Raw genomic sequence first — 18,536 nt, 5'->3', positions numbered from 1 at the left:
GTTCGCTGGCCGATGCACACCGGTCAGCTGGAAGGAATAAACAATCGAATAAAGGTCATCAAACGAATGGCGTACGGTTACCGGGATAGCGAATTCTTTTTCATGAAGATCAAGAGCGTCTTTCCCGGTATTCCGTGAAGAACCAAAAGAAAGCCCGCCTAGTGCGGGCTTTACTTTGTCTGGAATAACCTCTAAGCCAACAGGCGGCGAAAAATCGGACTAAGCATCAGCAACATTGAACAGAGCAGACCGATAAACCAGACCAGACTGCGCTGCCAGGCAAGATCCGCCCAATAGCACAGCAGATAGATAACCCGCGTAATGACGAAGACAATCGCCAGCCCATCGATCAACCAACCCTGAGTCTGGGTGGTATGGGCCATCAGCACCCCGACCGCGAATAACATGAAGGCTTCGAAGCTGTTCTGGTGCGCCGCCAGCGCCCGGGCACCGAATCCCGTAAGTTGCGCCTGTTGTTGGCGTGGCAGGTGATTGTCGTAACCGCCCTGCTCTTTCATGGCCCTGGCCACCGGCATCCGTGCCACGTAAATCAGCAGTGCGCTGATAAACACACACCAGAACGCGATACTCATCAGGCAATCTCCTTGTTCACCTCGGGCAACGGCGCCTCTGTAGGGGTATAGACCATCACGTCCAACACGTCGGAATGAAACTCCCGGCGGTACAGCACCAGCACCACGCCCGCGCTCATCAGCATGAACAGCCAGGGGCTGACGAACCAGGCCAGCATGCTCATGCCGAAGTAATAGGAACGCAGGCCGAAGTTGAACTGGTTGGCGGCCATGGAAATCACCCGCGCAGCCCGCAGGGCAAAGGCTTTTCGCTCCTGTTCGGAAACATGTCGCTCACCGATCATTGGCGCCGAGCCGACGAGGATGGCGGCGAAGTTGTACTGGCGCATGCACCAGCTGAAGGTGAAGAAGGCGTAGACGAACACCAGGGCCAGGCACAGCAGCTTGATCTCCGACATGCCCTGGGAGGCCTGCTGCACCATGGGAATGTCGGCCAGCAGCGACACCGCACGCTCGGAAGCACCGAGCACGGTAAGGATACCGGCGAGGATAATCAGGGTGCTGGAAGCGAAGAACGAGGCATTGCGCTCCAGGTTGCCGATCACGCTGGCGTCGGCGATGCGGTTGTCGCGCAGCAGCATGCGGCGCATCCAGTCTTCCCGGTACAGGTGCAGCACGCTGGCCAGGCACGCGGTGTCGCGGCCCTTCCACGTGGCGTAGCGGGTATAGCCACCCCAGCAGATGACAAACCAGAGGGCGGCGATGAGATGGATCAGGTTGGCTTCGACGAACGACATGCAGGTTCCCGGATAGGCGTTGGCAGAGTGCGGATACAACTGGCACTGCTTCGACGTTGATCGAGGAAAAAAGACACCATCCCTCGCCCATAAAAAATGCCCCGCATCGCTGGATACGGGGCATTTTTTTATGGTTACTCGGTGCCCGCTCGTGACGGGCATCGGGCAGATAGCGGTTTAGGCCAGGGCTTCGCTGCGCTTGCCCAGCAGGCGGTCGCAGACTACAGCGACTACCAGGGTCATGACCGAAGGCACCAGCCACGCCAGGCCCTGCTCGCTCAGCGGCAGGTGCATCAACTGGGTGGGCATCCAGTCCGCCAGGCCGGCGCCCTTGAGGGCGTCGATCAGGCCGAACAGGAAGGACACCAGCATCACCGGACCGACGATGCGGCCTTGCTCATGCCAGAAGTCCTTGCAGAAGCTCAGGGCCACCAGGGCGATGCACGGCGGGTAGATGGCAGTCAGCACCGGGATGGAGAAAGCGATCAGCTTGGTCAGGCCCAGGTTGGACACCAGCAGCGAGAACGCCGCCAGGATGATCACCAGAGTCTTGTACGACAGCGGCAGTACGCGGCTGAAATACTCTGCGCAGGCACAGGTCAGGCCGACCGCGGTCACCAGGCAGGCCAGGGAAATCAGCACGGCCAGGAAGCCGCTGCCCAGGGAGCCAAAAGTGTGTTGCACATAAGCGTGCAGCACCGCCGCGCCATTGGTGGCGCCGACCGCGACTTCGTGGCTGCCCGAGCCCAGGCGGAACAGGCTGACATACACCAGCGCCAGGCCGACGCCGGCAATCAGCCCGGCGATGATCGCGTAACGAGTGATCAGGCGTGGCGACTCGACACCGCGGGAGCGGATGGCGTTGACGATGACGATGCCGAACACCAGTGCGCCCAGGGTATCCATGGTCAGGTAACCATTGATGAAGCCTTGGGAAAACGGCGCCGCGACGTATTCGGGAGTCGCCACACCGATATCACCGGCCGGCAAGGCGAACGCGGCGATGCCCAGTACGGCCAGGGCGATGATCTTCAGCGGCGCGAGGAAACGCCCAACGGTGTCCAGCAGGCGTCCCGGGTAGAGGGAGATGAAAAACACCAGCAGGAAATACGCCGAGCTATAGAGGAACAGCGCCAGCGGGCTTTCGCCGGTCAGCGGCGCCAGGCCGACTTCGAAGGATACGGTCGCGGTACGCGGCGTCGCGAACAACGGGCCGACCGCCAGGTAGCAGACCGCCGCTAGCAGGCCACCGGCGATTTTGCCGATCGGGCTGCTCAGCGCGTCCATCGCCCCGCCGACCTTGGCCAGCGCAACGACGGTCACCACCGGAAGGCCCACGGCGGTGATCAGAAAGCCCAGCGCCGCGATCCAGACGTTAGGTCCGGACTGCAAGCCGACGATAGGCGGGAAGATGATATTGCCGGCCCCGACGAACAGGGCAAAGGTCATAAAACCCAGTGCCAGAATGTCCTGGCCTTTCAACACTTTCATTAAGGAAATACCACACTACTGAATCGGAATTTAGAGAGGGATTTCCCTTATGGGTGAGGGAAATGCTGTCGGTCCGTATAGGACTGACCCGTTTAGCGCGCAGCTTCCTTGTGGGACGCAGACGCAAAAGAGGCGGCTAGCCTACCGAATTTGTAAGACAAACGCACTGTTAGAGGGCGAACTGTCCGATAAGCGACATTTGCGTGTCGCGTTTACATATTAAAAGCAGCTGCAAGATACAAGTTTCAAGCAACAAGCTTCTCTTGCAGCTTGAGGCTTGCAACTGCTCTTAACGAACAAAGGCCACCCGAAGGTGGCCTTTGTCAGCAGAGTTGCAAGCTAAGCGCGAGGCTTACTTGACAGCCCAGCCAGTCAGCTCGGCCAGGGCCTTGCCGATGTCTGCCAGCGAACGCACGGTTTTCACGCCTGCGTCTTGCAGAGCAGCGAATTTCTCGTCTGCAGTGCCTTTGCCGCCAGAGATGATTGCGCCAGCATGGCCCATGCGCTTGCCCGGAGGAGCAGTCACACCAGCGATGTAGGAAACAACCGGCTTGGTCACGTTAGCCTTGATGTAGGCAGCCGCTTCTTCTTCAGCCGAACCGCCGATCTCACCGATCATCACGATCGCTTCGGTCTTCGGGTCTTCCTGGAACAGCTTCAGGATGTCGATGAAGTTGGAGCCCGGGATCGGGTCACCACCGATGCCGACACAGGTGGACTGACCGAAACCGGCGTCAGTGGTCTGCTTGACGGCTTCGTAAGTCAGGGTGCCGGAACGGGAAACGATACCGACCTTGCCTGGCAAGTGAATGTGACCTGGCATGATGCCGATCTTGCATTCGCCTGGAGTGATCACGCCTGGGCAGTTAGGGCCGATCAGGGTAACACCCAGCTCGTCGCACTTGACCTTGGCATCCAGCATATCCAGGGTAGGAATGCCTTCGGTGATGCAGACGATCAGCTTGATGCCGCCGAAAGCTGCTTCCAGGATGGAGTCCTTGCAGAAAGGAGCTGGAACGTAGATCACGCTGGCGGTGGCGCCAGTGGCAGCTACAGCGTCTTTCACAGTGTTGAAGACAGGCAGGCCCAGGTGCTCGGTGCCGCCTTTGCCCGGAGTTACGCCGCCAACCATCTTGGTGCCGTATTCGATGGCTTGCTGGGTGTGGAAACTACCTTGCGAACCGGTAATACCCTGGCAGATAACTTTGGTGTCTTTATTGATCAGGACGCTCATTATTTGCCCTCCGCAGCTTTGACAACTTGTTGAGCAGCGTCGGTCAGGCTGGTAGCAGCGATGATGTTCAAGCCGCTTTCTGCCAGTACTTTAGCGCCCAGTTCAGCGTTGTTGCCTTCAAGGCGAACAACAACCGGGATTTTCACGCCGACTTCTTTCACTGCACCGATGATGCCTTCGGCAATCATGTCGCAACGAACGATGCCGCCGAAGATGTTGACCAGTACTGCAGCGACGTTGGTGTCGGACAGGATGATCTTGAAGGCTTCGGTCACGCGCTCTTTGGTAGCGCCACCACCTACGTCGAGGAAGTTGGCTGGCTTGCCGCCGTGCAGGTTGACGATGTCCATGGTACCCATGGCCAGGCCGGCACCGTTGACCATGCAGCCGATGTTGCCTTCCAGGGCCACGTAGTTCAGTTCGAACTTGGCGGCGTGCGCTTCGCGCGGATCGTCCTGCGACGGATCGTGGAAAGTCTTCAGCTTAGGCTGACGGTACATGGCGTTGGCGTCGATGTTGATCTTCGCGTCCAGGCAGTGCAGATCGCCATCAGCCTTGATCACCAGCGGGTTCACTTCCAGCAGAGCCAGATCGTGGTCCTGGAACAGTTTGGCCAGGCCTACGAAGATCTTGGCGAACTGAGTGACTTGCTTGCCTTCCAGGCCCAGCTGGAAAGCCAGCTCGCGACCCTGGAATGGCTGAGCGCCAACCAGTGGATCGATAGTGGCTTTGAGAATTTTTTCTGGAGTGTCGTGAGCGATTTTCTCGATGTCCACGCCACCTTCGGTGGAAGCCATGAACACGATGCGACGGCTCGAACGGTCGACGACAGCGCCCAGGTACAGCTCTTTAGCGATATCAGTGCACGATTCAACCAGGATCTTGGTGACTGGCTGACCATTGGCGTCAGTCTGGTAAGTCACCAGACGCTTGCCCAACCACTGTTGAGCGAATGCTTTAGCGTCTTCTTTGCTGCGAACCAGCTTTACGCCGCCCGCTTTACCGCGACCACCGGCGTGAACCTGGGCTTTGACAACCCACTCGGAGCCGCCGATCTTGTCGCAAGCTTCTGCTGCTTCTTCCGGGGTGTCTACCGCGTAGCCTTTGGATACTGGCAGGCCGTATTCAGCGAACAGCTGCTTACCCTGATACTCGTGAAGATTCATGCTTTTTACCGTCTTCGTTAGGTACTGCGCATTCGGCGCTGCGCTCTTGATGAGTGCCGCGCCACCTGTGACCGCTCCTCACCGGATTCCCCTGCCCCGCCTCCGCAACCTGGGCTGCGGCACGACGCCTGAAGATTCCCGTGAGGTCGAGTCCAGCGGACGTTCCGCGGTGAGTCTTGCTCGCAAGGCTCACGACGGGCAATCCGCCGTGGTTTCTTATTGTCTTAACGCTTTTTGCGGTTGGCGATGTGGATGGCGCCGCCATTCACTGCCAGTGCTGCTTCGTGCAGCGCTTCGGACAGGGTCGGATGGGAGAAAACCATCATGCCCAGGTCTTCGGCGCTGGTGCCGAATTCCATGCCGATCGCACCTTGCTGAACCAGTTCCGCCGCGCTCGGGCCAATCACGTGGACGCCCAGTACGCGGTCAGTCTTGGCATCAGCGATGACTTTTACGAAACCGCCGGTGTCGTTGGCTGCCATGGCACGGCCGCTGGCTGCGAACGGGAAGGTGCCGACGTTAACTTCAACGCCTTCAGCTTTCAAGGCCTGCTCGGTCTTGCCAACCCACGCGATTTCCGGGTGAGTATAAATAACCGAAGGGATCAGGTCATAGTTCATCTGAGCCTTGTGGCCCTTGATGCGCTCGACGACCATGATGCCCTCTTCCGAGGCCTTGTGAGCCAGCATCATGCCGCGAACCACGTCGCCGATCGCGTAAACGCCCGGTACGGTGGTGGCGCAGTGATCGTCAACGTGCACGAAACCGCGCTCGTCGAGGGTCACGCCGCAATCGGCAGCCAGCAGATCAGTGGTCACCGGACGGCGACCAACGGCTACGATCAGCTTGTCGAAAGTGATGTTCTGTTCGCCGTTGGCATCGGTGTAGGTCACGACCACTTCTTCGCCGTTGACCTTGGAGCCGGTGACGCGAGCGCCCAGCTTGATGTCCAGACCCTGTTTGGTCAGGGTTTTCAGCGCTTCCTTGGAGACGGCGGTGTCGGCAGCCATCAGGAAGGTGTCCAGGGCTTCCAGGACAGTCACTTCAGCGCCCAGACGGGACCATACCGAACCCAGTTCCAGACCGATCACGCCAGCGCCGATCACGCCCAGGCGTTTTGGTACGGATTGGAATTCCAGGGCGCCGGTGGAGTCGACGATCACTTTCTGATCGACCGGGGCTGGTGGAATGTCGATTGGACGGGAGCCTGGCGCCAGGATGACGTTCTCGGCTTCGATCACTTCCACCGAGCCGTCTGGCTTGGTGACTTCGACTTTCTTGCCGGCCAGCAGTTTGCCGTGGCCCTGGATGGAGGTCACGCCGTTGGCCTTGAACAGGGTGGCAACACCGCTGGTCAGGTTTTTCACGATGTTGGCTTTGCGGCCGACCATCGCAGGCACGTCCATGGACACGCCAGCGTGGCTGATACCGTGGATCGCGAAACCGTCTTGGGCTTCGTGGAATTTCCAGGAGCTGTCCAGCAGCGCCTTGGAAGGGATGCAGCCGACGTTCAGGCAAGTACCGCCGAGGGCCAGCTTGCCCTCCTTATCGGTATATTTCTCGATGCAGGCAGTCGTGAGGCCGAGTTGCGCAGCTTTAATGGCAGCTACATAGCCGCCAGGGCCTGCGCCAATCACTACCACGTCGAATTTCTGAGTCATGTGTCATTCCTTCTCGAATCAAACCGGACGGCCTCTTGTGGAGGCCGTCGTGGGACGAAGCTGTTCGTTTCGGCGAAAGGCCGATCATCGCTGATCGGCCCATGCTACGAAATCAGATATCCAGCAGCAGACGAGCCGGGTCTTCCAGCAGGTTCTTGATGGTAACCAGGAAGGTCACTGCTTCTTTGCCGTCGATCAAACGGTGATCGTAGGACAGAGCCAGGTACATCATCGGACGGATAACCACCTGACCGTTGATCGCCATAGGACGCTGCAGAATGTTGTGCATGCCCAGGATCGCCGCTTGCGGCGGGTTGACGATCGGAGTCGACATCATCGAACCGAAAGTACCACCGTTGGTGATGGTGAAAGTACCGCCGGTCATTTCTTCCATCGACAGTTTGCCGTCACGGGCTTTCTTGCCGAAGGTGGCGATGCCGCCTTCGATTTCAGCCAGGCTCATCAGTTCGGCGTTACGCAGAACCGGAACCACCAGACCGCGGTCGCTGGATACCGCAACACCGATGTCGGCGTAGCCGTGGTAAACGATGTCGGAGCCGTCGATCGAGGCGTTGACCGCCGGGAAACGCTTCAGCGCTTCGGTAGCAGCCTTGACGAAGAACGACATGAAGCCCAGGCGTACGCCGTTGTGGGACTTCTCGAACAGATCCTTGTACTTCGAACGCAGGGCCATGACTTCGGTCATGTCGACTTCGTTGAAGGTGGTCAGCATCGCCATGTTCGACTGTGCTTCGACCAGACGCTCGGCAACCTTGGCACGCAGACGGGTCATTGGAACGCGCTTCTCGACGCGGTCGCCGGCAGCGAATACCGGAGCAGCGGCGGCTGGAGCAGCAGCCTTGGCAGGCGCGGCAGCCGGAGCGGCTTTCTTGGCAGCAACGGCTGCAACCACGTCTTCCTTGGTCACACGACCGCCTTTGCCGGTACCGGCAACGGAGGCGATGTTGATGCCGTTCTCTTCAGCCAGCTTGCGCGCGGCTGGAGCAGCGATTGGATCGTCTTCGCCTTCGGCGGCAGGTGCTGCGGCCTGAGCGGCAGCTGGTGCGGCAGCGGCTGGAGCAGCGGCAGCGGCAGCGCCTTCAGCGATGGAGCCCAGTACTTCGTCGGACAGAACGGTATCGCCTTCGTTCTTGACGATAGCGCCCAGCACGCCGTCAGCGGTGGCCAGAACTTCCAGCACGACCTTGTCGGTTTCGATGTCGACGATCAGTTCGTCGCGCTTGACGGCGTCGCCCGGTTTTTTGTGCCAGGTGGCAACGGTGCCATCGGCAACCGATTCCGGGAAAGTGGGGGCTTTGATCTCGATAGCCATTATCTGTGGTTCCTTAAATTCGGTTTCAGGTGCGCGAAGGCGTTAAACAGTGAAAGCATCTTGCAGCAGTTTTTCCTGCTGCTCGGCGTGCATCGATGCGTAACCGCATGCAGGTGCAGCAGAGGCTTCACGGCCCGCGTACTCGAGTACGAGCGACTTGTCGTGATTACCAACGATGCGGCGCATGTGGTGCTGGCTGCAGTACCAGGCCCCTTGGTTCATCGGCTCTTCCTGACACCAAACGACATGTTTGAGGTTGGTGTACGGAGCCAGGACTTCGTTCAAGTCGTCCTCAGGGAATGGGTACAGTTGCTCGATACGCACGATGGCGATGTCGTCGCGGCCTTCGGCACGGCGTTTTTCCAGCAGGTCGTAGTAGACCTTGCCGCTGCACAGAACCAGACGATTCACGCCTTTTGGATCCTGGGCATCGATTTCCGGAATAACGGTCTGGAACGAACCTTCCGCCAGATCTTCCAGGGTCGAGATGGCCAGTTTGTGACGCAGCAGCGATTTCGGAGTCAGGACCACCAGCGGCTTGCGCAGCGGGCGAATCACCTGACGACGCAGCAGGTGGTAGATCTGGGCCGGGGTGGTCGGCATGCAGACCTGGATGTTGTGCTCGGCGCACAACTGCAGGTAACGCTCCAGACGAGCCGAAGAGTGCTCCGGACCCTGACCTTCATAACCGTGCGGCAGCAGCATGGTCAGACCGCAGAGACGGCCCCACTTGTGCTCGCCACTGGTGATGAACTGGTCGATCACCACCTGGGCACCGTTGGCGAAGTCGCCGAACTGGGCTTCCCAGATCACCAGCGCGTTTGGCGTGGTGGTCGAGTAACCGTATTCGAACGCCAGTACGGCTTCTTCGGACAGGAACGAATCGTACAGATCGAAACGTGGCTGGCCGTCGTACAGGTGCTGCAGCGGAATGTAGGTGCTGGCGTCTTTCTGGTTGTGCAGAACCGCGTGACGGTGCGAGAACGTACCGCGGCCAATATCTTGGCCGGTCATGCGGATCGGGTGACCTTCGAACGCCAGGGTCGCGTATGCCATGGTTTCGGCATAACCCCAGTTGATCGGCAGGCCGCCGGCTTGCATCTTCTGACGGTCTTCGTAGATCTTCGCGACCTGGCGCTGAACCACGAAGCCTTCCGGCAGCTCCAGCAGCTTGGCGGACAGTTCCTGCAGGGTCTTCAGATCGAAGGTGGTGTCGTGACGCGCAGTCCAGGCGTGGCCCAGATATGGACGCCAGTCCACGAACAGCTCTTTGTTCGGCTCTTTGACCAGGCTCTTCACGACGTGCAGGCCGTTGTCCAGCGCGTTGCGGTATTCGTCGACTTTCGCCTGAACACGCTCGGCGTCGAGCACGTTGGCCTGGACCAGACGATCGGCATACAGCTCACGGGTGGTGCGCTGTTTGGCGATCTGCTGGTACATCAGAGGCTGGGTGCCGCTTGGCTCGTCCGCTTCGTTGTGGCCGCGACGACGGTAGCAGACCAGGTCGATCACCACATCGCGCTTGTACTGCATGCGGTAGTCGATGGCCAGCTGGGTCACGAACAGTACGGCTTCCGGATCATCACCATTCACATGGAGGATCGGCGCCTGGATCATTTTCGCGACGTCGGTGGCGTACTCGGTAGAACGCGAGTCCAGCGGGTTGCTGATGGTGAAACCGACCTGGTTGTTGATCACGATGTGCACGGTACCGCCGGTCTTGAAACCGCGGGTCTGCGACATCTGGAAGGTTTCCATCACCACGCCTTGACCTGCGAATGCAGCGTCACCGTGGATGGAGATTGGCAGAACCTTGTCACCGGTCTGGTCGTTGCGACGATCCTGGCGGGCGCGCACCGAACCCTCGACCACTGGCGAAACGATTTCCAGGTGGGACGGGTTGAAGGCCATGGCCAGGTGAACTTCACCGCCGGTGGTCATCACGTTGGACGAGAAGCCCTGGTGGTATTTCACGTCACCGGAGCCCAGCTCGACCTTCTTCTTGCCTTCGAACTCGTCGAACAGCTCGCGCGGGTTCTTGCCGAAGGTGTTGACCAGGACGTTGAGGCGACCACGGTGGGCCATGCCGATCACGACTTCCTTGGTGCCGTAGGAACCGGAACGCTGGATCAGCTCGTCGAGCATCGGGATCAGGCTTTCGCCGCCTTCCAGGCCGAAACGCTTGGTGCCCGGGTACTTGGTGCCCAGGTATTTTTCGAGGCCTTCAGCTGCGGTGACGCGCTCGAGCAGGTGACCCTTGATATCCGTGGAGTAGGTCGGACGGCCGCGCACGCTTTCCAGACGCTGCTGGAACCACTGGCGCTGCTCGGAATCGGTGATGTGCGTAAATTCAGCGCCGATGGTGCGGCAATATGTCTGCTGCAACGCTTCGTGAATTTCGCGTAGGCTCGCTTCCTCTTTGCCGATGAACAGGTCGCCGGCACGGAAGGTCGTATCAAGATCGGCATTGGTCAAGCCGTAATGATTGATTGACAGGTCTGCAGGTGCAGGACGCTGCCACAGCCCCAGCGGGTCAAGCTGGGCTGCCTGGTGGCCACGCATACGGTAGGCCTGGATCAATCGCAGCACTTCAACTTGCTTCTTCTCGTGCTCGCTGCTCACGCTACCGGCGGATACCGGCTGGGCGCGGCGCTGGTTCTTTGCCAGCAACACGAAATGATCGCGGATTGTCGAGTGCGAAACATCGATGGCAGTGCTGCCGTCGGTAGGCAACTTCTGGAAGTAAGTGCGCCACTCTTCTGGCACAGCGTTAGGGTCGTGCAGGTAGAGCTCGTAGAGCTCTTCCACATAGGCAGCGTTACTACCGGATAGGTAGGCGCTGTTCCACATGCGCTGCATCACGCTTTCTTGCATGCTTGGTCACCCTCGGTTAGGGGAACACCACCGGCGAAGACACCGAGCAAACTTGCAAAAGTCCGAGTGCAGCGACCAAAACAAGCCACTTAGGATCACGCTGATAGTCCGGGTACCAGCCCGGATGCCCCTGCTTGTCTCATTTCTTCAAAATACGAGCGGCAACTTTGTGAGCTGCTGCTCAGCTTAAAACTACGGCGCCGGTTGAAGCCTGCGCCGTAGCCTCTACGGGTACAGCGGTCCTGCCTTTACAACAGCTGGGTTACAGCAGCTGAATCACACGCCGCTCGAGAGCAGCATGTTACGTATGTGACCGATGGCCTTAGTCGGGTTCAGGCCTTTCGGACAAACGTTGACGCAGTTCATGATGCCGCGGCAGCGGAATACGCTGAACGGATCATCCAGCGAAGCCAGACGCTCGGACGTCTTGGTGTCGCGGCTGTCTGCCAGGAAGCGATAGGCTTGCAGCAGTGCAGCTGGACCCAGGAACTTGTCCGGGTTCCACCAGAAGGACGGGCAGGAAGTCGAGCAGCAAGCGCACAGGATGCACTCGTACAGACCATCGAGCTTTTCGCGCTCTTCAGGGGACTGCAGACGTTCGATGGCCGGAGCCGGCGTGTCGTTCTGCAGGAATGGCTTCACCTTCTCGTATTGCTTGTAGAAGATGCTCATATCGACGACCAGGTCACGGATAACCGGCAAACCTGGCAGCGGACGAACAACCAGCTTGTTGTTCTTTACCACGGCAGACAGCGGCGTGATGCACGCCAGGCCGTTCTTGCCGTTGATGTTCATGCCGTCGGAACCGCAAACGCCTTCACGGCAGGAGCGACGATAGGAGAAACCTTCGTCCTGCTCTTTGATCAGCGCCAGTACGTCCAGCACCATCAGATCCTTGCCACCGGTGTCGACCTGGAAAACCTGGGTTTTCGGCGCGGAGTCGGTGTCAGGGTTGTAACGATAAACTTCGACTTGCAACATATCGATCACCCTTTAGTAAGTCCGGACTTTTGGTTCAAAAGTCGGAACAGTCTTCGGCGAGAAGTTAACGGCACGCTTGGCAACGCGCTTCTCACCCGGGAAGTACAGGGTGTGGCACAGCCAGTTTTCGTCGTCGCGGTCTTCGAAGTCTTCACGGGCATGGGCGCCGCGAGACTCTTTGCGCACTTCGGCAGCGATGGCGGTGGCTTCGGCCACTTCCAGCAGGTTCTGCAGTTCCAGTGCTTCGATACGGGCAGTGTTGAACGCCTGCGACTTGTCGTTGATCTTGACGTTGGCGATACGGGTACGCAGCTCGGCCAGCTGGGCAATGCCCTTCTGCATGTATTCGCCGGTACGGAATACGCCGAAGTAGTTCTGCATGCAGCTTTGCAGCTCGCGACGCAGGGTAGCCACATCTTCGCCATCAGTACGCTCGTTGAGAGCGTTCAGGCGTGCCAGTGCAGCCTCGATGTTGGCGTCGGTCGCGTCATCGTATTCGATGCCGTCGGTCAAGGCTTTTTCCAAGTGCAGGCCGGCAGCGCGGCCGAATACCACCAGGTCGAGCAGCGAGTTGCCGCCCAGGCGGTTGGCACCGTGAACCGATACACAAGCCACTTCGCCCACAGCGAACAGACCGTGGATGATCTCATCCACGCCTTCGGCGTTCTGGGTGATTGCCTGGCCATGAATGTTGGTCGGCACGCCGCCCATCATATAGTGGCAAGTTGGAACTACTGGTACTGGAGCAACCACCGGGTCAACGTGAGCGAAAGTCTTGGACAGTTCGCAGATGCCTGGCAGACGGCTGTGCAGCACTTCCTCGCCCAGGTGGTCGAGCTTGAGCATCACGTGGTCGCCATTCGGACCACAACCGTTGCCGGCGATGATTTCTTTAACCATCGAACGGGCAACAACGTCACGACCGGCAAGGTCCTTGGCGTTCGGAGCATAACGCTCCATGAAACGCTCGCCGTGCTTGTTGATCAGGTAACCACCTTCACCACGGCAACCTTCGGTCACCAGTACACCGGCGCCGGCGATGCCGGTCGGGTGGAACTGCCACATTTCAATGTCTTGTACCGGCACGCCGGCACGCAGCGCCATGCCGACACCGTCACCGGTGTTGATCAGGGCGTTGGTGGTGGATGCGTAGATACGACCCGCGCCGCCGGTCGCCAATACGGTGGCTTTCGCGCGGATGTAGGTGGTTTCGCCGGTTTCGATGCAGATCGCGATCACACCGACGAACGCGCCTTCCTGGTTCTTCACCAGGTCAACGGCGTAGTACTCGTTCAGGAAGGTGGTGCCGGCTTTCAGGTTGCCCTGATAAAGGGTGTGCAGCAGCGCGTGACCGGTACGGTCGGAAGCTGCGCAGGTACGGGCAGCCTGGCCGCCTTTACCGTAATCCTTGGACTGACCGCCGAAAGGACGCTGGTAGATACGACCGGTTTCGGTGCGGGAGAACGGCAGACCCATGTGGTCCAGTTCGAAAACCGCGGCAGGGCCTTCCTGACACATGTATTCGATAGCGTCCTGGTCACCGATATAGTCGGAACCCTTGACGGTATCGTACATGTGCCAGCGCCAGTCATCGTTCGGGTCGGCCGACGCGATGGCGCAGGTGATGCCGCCCTGAGCCGACACAGTGTGCGAGCGGGTCGGGAACACCTTGGTGATCACTGCAGTCTTGTGGCCGCCCTGGGCCAGCTGCAATGCGGCACGCATGCCGGCGCCGCCGCCACCAATGATGATGGCGTCGAAAGAAATCGTTGGAATGTTAGCCATGAATCAGATACCCCAGAGAATCTGCACACCCCAGACGAAGTAGGCGAACATTGCAACGCCGCATACTGCCTGGAAAAGGAAACGTACTGCAGTCGCCGATTTGCCCAGCGCCATCGGCGTCAGGTAGTCGGTCGAAATGGTCCACATGCCGACCCAGGCGTGAGCGCCCAGAGCAACCATGGCCAGCAGGCTGAAGATACGCATCCAGTTGTTGGAGAACAGTGCGTGCCATTGCTCGTAGCCAAGGCCCGGGTTCGCAACGAGGTATCCGATCAGGAAGATGAAATAAGCCGCGAGAACGACCGCAGACACACGTTGTGCCATCCAGTCATAGAGGCCCGAACGCGACAGGTTCGTGACGTTAGTTACCATATCCAAACTCCTGCCAGAACGATTACCACCACGGATACGGCGATAACGATTTTAGAGCCCAGCTTGCCGCCTTCCAGCGTCTCACCGATGCCCATGTCCATGATCAAATGGCGCACACCGGCAACCAAGTGATACAGCAAGGCGGACAGGATGCCCCAAATCACTAGCTTGGCTAGCGGACTGGTCAGACACGCTTTCACCTCGCCGAAGCCTTCCTCGGAGCTGAGCGACTTGTCCAATGCATAAAGCATGATGGCAAGGCTCACAAAGAGGATGACACCGGAAATACGGTGAAGGATGGACGTGTAAGCAGTGACTGGGAGTTTGATGGTCCTTAGGTCTAGGTTTACAGGTCGTTGGCTATTCACGGCTTTTTTCACACTGAAGAGCCCCTAACAATCAGGGCAAAGTTGTTGGGGAGTGCACTGGTCAGGTACCCACCACCCAGGGAGTGACGACCCCCATCAAACCGGGCCCGAAAGCCCATGGCGGTCGGTGGCCGAGTATAGACAGTTAGGCTACTAATGACAACGCAATCACCTTCCCCTAATAGCTCATTGCGTTAGGCGGATAAAAGGCGTAAATGGCGGGGAATTTCGAGGAAAAAGTACGGTTAAAGCCTTCTGGGGCAAGACTTTAGGCAAATTGACATTCGGATTTATCTCACTATAGTGGTGCGGGCCCTGCGTGGGGGGTCTGTCTGATGATTTCAAGCATAAATAGGAGGCCACATGGCTGACAAAAAAGCGCAGTTGATCATCGAGGGCGCAGCCCCCGTCGAGCTGCCCATTTTAACCGGCACCGTTGGTCCCGATGTAATCGATGTTCGGGGCTTGACGGCCACGGGCCGCTTCACCTTTGACCCGGGCTTCATGTCGACCGCCTCCTGCGAGTCGAAAATCACCTATATCGACGGCGACAACGGCATTCTGTTGCACCGCGGCTACCCGATCGAACAGTTGGCTGAAAAGTCGGACTACCTGGAAACCTGCTACCTGCTGCTCAACGGCGAACTGCCGACCGCAGAACAGAAGGCCCAGTTCGTCAGCAACGTGAAGAACCACACCATGGTTCACGAGCAGCTGAAGACTTTCTTCAACGGCTTCCGTCGCGACGCCCACCCGATGGCCGTCATGTGCGGCGTAGTCGGTGCCCTCTCGGCCTTCTACCACGACTCCCTGGACATCAATAACCCGCAGCATCGCGAAATCTCCGCGATCCGCCTGGTTGCCAAGATGCCGACCCTGGCCGCGATGGTTTACAAGTACTCCATGGGCCAACCCATGATGTACCCGCGCAACGACCTGTCGTACGCGGAAAACTTCCTGCACATGATGTTCAACACCCCGTGCGAGATCAAACCGATCAGCCCGGTGCTGGCCAAGGCAATGGACCGGATCTTCATCCTCCATGCCGACCACGAGCAGAACGCATCGACCTCCACCGTACGCCTGGCAGGCTCCTCGGGTGCCAACCCGTTCGCCTGTATCGCTGCCGGTATCGCCGCACTCTGGGGCCCGGCTCACGGCGGCGCCAACGAAGCGGTACTGACCATGCTCGACGAAATTGGCGATGTCTCGAACATCGACAAGTTCATCGCCAAGGCCAAGGACAAGAGCGATCCGTTCAAGCTGATGGGCTTCGGTCACCGCGTCTACAAGAACCGCGACCCACGCGCCACCGTCATGAAGCAGACCTGCGACGAAGTACTGAAAGAACTGGGCATCAAGCACGACAAACAACTCGAACTGGCCATGCGCCTGGAAGAGATCGCCCTGACCGACCCGTACTTCATCGAACGCTCGCTGTACCCGAACGTCGACTTCTACTCGGGGATCATCCTCAAGGCCATCGGCATTCCAACCAGCATGTTCACCGTGATCTTCGCCCTGGCGCGTACCGTCGGCTGGATCTCGCACTGGAAAGAAATGCTCTCCAGCCCTTACAAGATCGGCCGTCCTCGCCAGCTGTACACCGGCTACGAGTCGCGCGACATCACCAAGCTGGAAGACCGCAAGTAAGAGCTGTTGCCTTGCGCTAACGTCTTGACTGCAGCGGATACGGCCTCTTTATAGAGGCCGTATTTGTTTATGCTCCTCTCCCCCGCCATTTCCTTGTAGCAGCCTGTGTTCGGCCGCACAGCGGATGTAGAACGCCAAGTCCGCACTACTCTCACTGTGAAAGCTTGCGAGCGCTGCGCGCTCGATCGCAGGCTGCGCCAGCGGCTACAAGGGACGACCCATTCCTGGAACCAATAAAAATGCCCCTGTCTTTCGACAGGGGCATTGGTTTGCAACTCAGCTTATATATAGAAGCCGATACCCAAAGGCCTTAGTGCGATACCGCCCCGCTGGCGCCCAGGCCGGTCTGCGAGCGTACGAATTGCGGGAAGAACAGCGCCCGCTCATTGTCAGCCGCAGTGGACTTGTCGGTGATGGAGAAGAACCAGATCCCGATAAAGGCAATGATCATCGAGAACAGCGCCGGGTACTCGTAAGGGAAGATGGCTTTCTCATGCCCCATGATCTGCACCCAGATGGTCGGGCCGAGGATCATCAGGCCCACGGCACTGACCAGGCCCAGCCAGCCGCCAATCATCGCACCGCGGGTGGTGAGCTTCTTCCAGTACATGGAAAGCAGCAGTACCGGGAAGTTGCAGCTCGCCGCGATGGAGAACGCCAGGCCGACCATGAACGCGATGTTCTGGCTCTCGAACAGGATGCCCAAGGCAATCGCCAGCACACCCAGGCACACGGTGGTGATCTTCGAGACGCGGATTTCATCCTTCTCGTTGGCCTTGCCCTTCTTGATCACGCTAGCGTACAGGTCATGGGAAACCGCCGAGGCACCGGCCAGGGTCAGGCCAGCCACCACCGCCAGGATAGTGGCGAAGGCCACCGCCGAGATGAAGCCGAGGAACACGCTGCCGCCTACGGCATTGGCCAGGTGCACCGCCGCCATGTTGTTGCCGCCGAGCAGAGCGCCCGCCGCATCCTTGAACGCCGGGTTGGTGCTGACCAGGAGGATCGCGCCAAAACCGATGATGAAGGTCAGGATGTAGAAGTAGCCGATGAAGCCGGTGGCATACAGCACGCTCTTGCGCGCTTCCTTGGCGTCGCTCACGGTGAAGAAGCGCATCAGGATGTGCGGCAGACCCGCGGTACCGAACATCAGCGCCAGGCCGAGGGAGAACGCCGAGATCGGATCCTTCACCAGGCCGCCCGGGCTCATGATCGCTTCACCTTTGGGGTGAACCTTGGTGGCTTCGGAGAACAGCATGTTGAAGTCGAAGTTGACATGCTTCATGACCATCAGCGCCATGAACGAAGCGCCGGACAGCAGCAGGACCGCCTTGATGATCTGTACCCAGGTGGTCGCCAGCATGCCGCCGAACAGCACGTACAGCACCATCAGGATACCCACCAGGATCACCGCCACATGGTAATCAAGGCCGAACAGCAGCTGGATCAGCTTGCCGGCACCGACCATTTGCGCGATCAGGTAGAACGCCACCACCACCAGCGAGCCGCAGGCCGACAGCGAGCGGATCTGGGTTTGCCCCAGGCGATAGGACGCCACGTCGGCAAAGGTGTACTTGCCCAGGTTGCGCAGGCGCTCGGCGATCAGGAACAGAATGATCGGCCAGCCCACCAGGAAGCCGATCGAATAGATCAGGCCGTCGTAGCCGGAGGTGAACACCAGGGCGGAAATCCCCAGGAAGGACGCCGCCGACATGTAGTCACCGGCAATCGCCAGGCCGTTCTGGAAACCGGTGATCTTGCCACCCGCGGCATAGTAGTCGGCCGCCGACTTGTTGCGCTTGGAGGCCCAGTAGGTGATGCACAGGGTGGCCCCGACGAACAGCACGAACATGATGATCGCCGAGACATTGAGGGGTTGTTTATGTACTTCGCCGGTCAGGGCGTCGGCCGCCCAGAGACTTGGAGCAAAGGCCGCGACGCTAAAAAAAGCCAATAGACGCCGGATCATTGCTGAGCCTCCTTGAGAATCGCATTGTTCAGGTCGTCGAATTCGCCATTGGCGCGTCGCACGTAGATGCCGGTCAGGACAAAGGCCGCGACAATCAACCCGACACCAATGGGAATGCCCCAGGTGATGGATGATTCAGGACTGAGTTTTGCCCCCAGTACATGGGGTCCGTAGGCAATCAGCAGGATGAAGCCCGAATAGAGCCCGAGCATGACCGCCGACAGTATCCAGGCGAATCGTTCGCGCTTGCTGACCAGCTCCTTGAAACGCGAGCTGTTTTGAATCGAGAGGTAAATGCTGTCGTTCATTGTTTTTATCC

General features: G+C 59.0%; 16 protein-coding genes. 2 read left to right on the top strand and 14 right to left on the bottom strand.

Features of this window, described 5'->3' with window-relative positions:
* Positions 1 to 138: transposase (locus tag DK261_RS25075; RefSeq protein ID WP_146218556.1), on the top strand; the 138-nt coding region annotated here is incomplete at its 5' end.
* A 53-nt stretch (positions 139 to 191) separates the two neighbouring features.
* Here DK261_RS25075 and DK261_RS25070 read toward each other — a convergent pair.
* The 12 genes from DK261_RS25070 to sdhC form a co-directional block, all read right to left on the bottom strand.
* Complete coding sequence (locus DK261_RS25070; protein WP_009047771.1) at positions 192 to 593, bottom strand: MAPEG family protein; 402 nt, start codon at positions 591 to 593, stop codon at positions 192 to 194.
* On the bottom strand, positions 593 to 1,330 hold the full coding sequence (locus tag DK261_RS25065) for a DUF599 domain-containing protein (RefSeq protein ID WP_053278013.1): 738 nt from the start codon (positions 1,328 to 1,330) through the stop codon (positions 593 to 595). Before DK261_RS25065 ends, DK261_RS25070 begins: the two co-directional genes overlap by 1 nt.
* A gap of 177 nt (positions 1,331 to 1,507) precedes the next feature.
* On the bottom strand, positions 1,508 to 2,821 hold the full coding sequence (gene brnQ, locus DK261_RS25060; RefSeq protein ID WP_009047769.1) for a branched-chain amino acid transport system II carrier protein: 1,314 nt from the start codon (positions 2,819 to 2,821) through the stop codon (positions 1,508 to 1,510).
* Positions 2,822 to 3,173: 352 nt separating this feature from the next.
* Positions 3,174 to 4,055 (bottom strand): succinate--CoA ligase subunit alpha, encoded by an 882-nt coding sequence (gene sucD / locus DK261_RS25055; protein ID WP_007931513.1) that lies wholly within the window; start codon positions 4,053 to 4,055, stop codon positions 3,174 to 3,176.
* The gene (gene sucC, locus DK261_RS25050) at positions 4,055 to 5,221 is read right to left on the bottom strand and encodes an ADP-forming succinate--CoA ligase subunit beta (protein WP_007931510.1); all 1,167 of its coding nucleotides are present in this window, start codon (positions 5,219 to 5,221) and stop codon (positions 4,055 to 4,057) included. The genes sucD and sucC overlap by 1 nt, the downstream gene beginning before the upstream one ends.
* A 224-nt stretch (positions 5,222 to 5,445) precedes the next feature.
* The gene (lpdA, locus tag DK261_RS25045) at positions 5,446 to 6,882 is read right to left on the bottom strand and encodes a dihydrolipoyl dehydrogenase (protein ID WP_007931507.1); all 1,437 of its coding nucleotides are present in this window, start codon (positions 6,880 to 6,882) and stop codon (positions 5,446 to 5,448) included.
* A 112-nt stretch (positions 6,883 to 6,994) separates the two neighbouring features.
* On the bottom strand, positions 6,995 to 8,215 hold the full coding sequence (gene odhB, locus DK261_RS25040; RefSeq protein ID WP_009042789.1) for a 2-oxoglutarate dehydrogenase complex dihydrolipoyllysine-residue succinyltransferase: 1,221 nt from the start codon (positions 8,213 to 8,215) through the stop codon (positions 6,995 to 6,997).
* Between the two features lie 42 nt (positions 8,216 to 8,257).
* Positions 8,258 to 11,089, bottom strand: coding sequence for a 2-oxoglutarate dehydrogenase E1 component (locus tag DK261_RS25035; RefSeq protein ID WP_038581009.1), 2,832 nt, complete (start codon positions 11,087 to 11,089; stop codon positions 8,258 to 8,260).
* A gap of 276 nt (positions 11,090 to 11,365) precedes the next feature.
* On the bottom strand, positions 11,366 to 12,070 hold the full coding sequence (locus DK261_RS25030) for a succinate dehydrogenase iron-sulfur subunit (protein WP_007931501.1): 705 nt from the start codon (positions 12,068 to 12,070) through the stop codon (positions 11,366 to 11,368).
* A 12-nt stretch (positions 12,071 to 12,082) separates the two neighbouring features.
* Positions 12,083 to 13,855: a succinate dehydrogenase flavoprotein subunit gene (gene sdhA / locus DK261_RS25025; protein ID WP_009047766.1), complete on the bottom strand. Its 1,773-nt coding sequence runs from the start codon at positions 13,853 to 13,855 to the stop codon at positions 12,083 to 12,085.
* A 3-nt stretch (positions 13,856 to 13,858) separates the two neighbouring features.
* The gene (gene sdhD / locus DK261_RS25020) at positions 13,859 to 14,227 is read right to left on the bottom strand and encodes a succinate dehydrogenase, hydrophobic membrane anchor protein (RefSeq protein WP_007931497.1); all 369 of its coding nucleotides are present in this window, start codon (positions 14,225 to 14,227) and stop codon (positions 13,859 to 13,861) included.
* The gene (gene sdhC / locus DK261_RS25015; protein WP_169915034.1) at positions 14,221 to 14,607 is read right to left on the bottom strand and encodes a succinate dehydrogenase, cytochrome b556 subunit; all 387 of its coding nucleotides are present in this window, start codon (positions 14,605 to 14,607) and stop codon (positions 14,221 to 14,223) included. The genes sdhD and sdhC overlap by 7 nt, the downstream gene beginning before the upstream one ends.
* Before the next feature lie 351 nt (positions 14,608 to 14,958).
* Here sdhC and gltA point away from each other — a divergent pair, with 351 nt between their 5' ends.
* Positions 14,959 to 16,248, top strand: a complete 1,290-nt coding sequence (gene gltA / locus DK261_RS25010) for a citrate synthase (RefSeq protein WP_009047765.1) — start codon at positions 14,959 to 14,961, stop codon at positions 16,246 to 16,248.
* 310 nt (positions 16,249 to 16,558) lie between these two features.
* On the opposite strand, the gene DK261_RS25005 is transcribed toward gltA, so the two are convergent.
* Both DK261_RS25005 and DK261_RS25000 read right to left on the bottom strand, forming a co-directional pair.
* Positions 16,559 to 18,217: a cation acetate symporter gene (locus DK261_RS25005; RefSeq protein ID WP_016702212.1), complete on the bottom strand. Its 1,659-nt coding sequence runs from the start codon at positions 18,215 to 18,217 to the stop codon at positions 16,559 to 16,561.
* Positions 18,214 to 18,525, bottom strand: a complete 312-nt coding sequence (locus DK261_RS25000) for a DUF485 domain-containing protein (RefSeq protein ID WP_007931481.1) — start codon at positions 18,523 to 18,525, stop codon at positions 18,214 to 18,216. Before DK261_RS25000 ends, DK261_RS25005 begins: the two co-directional genes overlap by 4 nt.
* Between the last annotated feature and the right edge of the window lie 11 nt (positions 18,526 to 18,536).

This window comes from Pseudomonas sp. RW409 (assembly GCF_003184125.1).
GTDB classification, from domain to species: domain Bacteria; phylum Pseudomonadota; class Gammaproteobacteria; order Pseudomonadales; family Pseudomonadaceae; genus Aquipseudomonas; species Aquipseudomonas chlororaphis_I.
The sequence above is the reverse complement of the archived record's forward strand: the minus strand, read 5'-3'. Positions and strand labels throughout refer to the sequence as shown.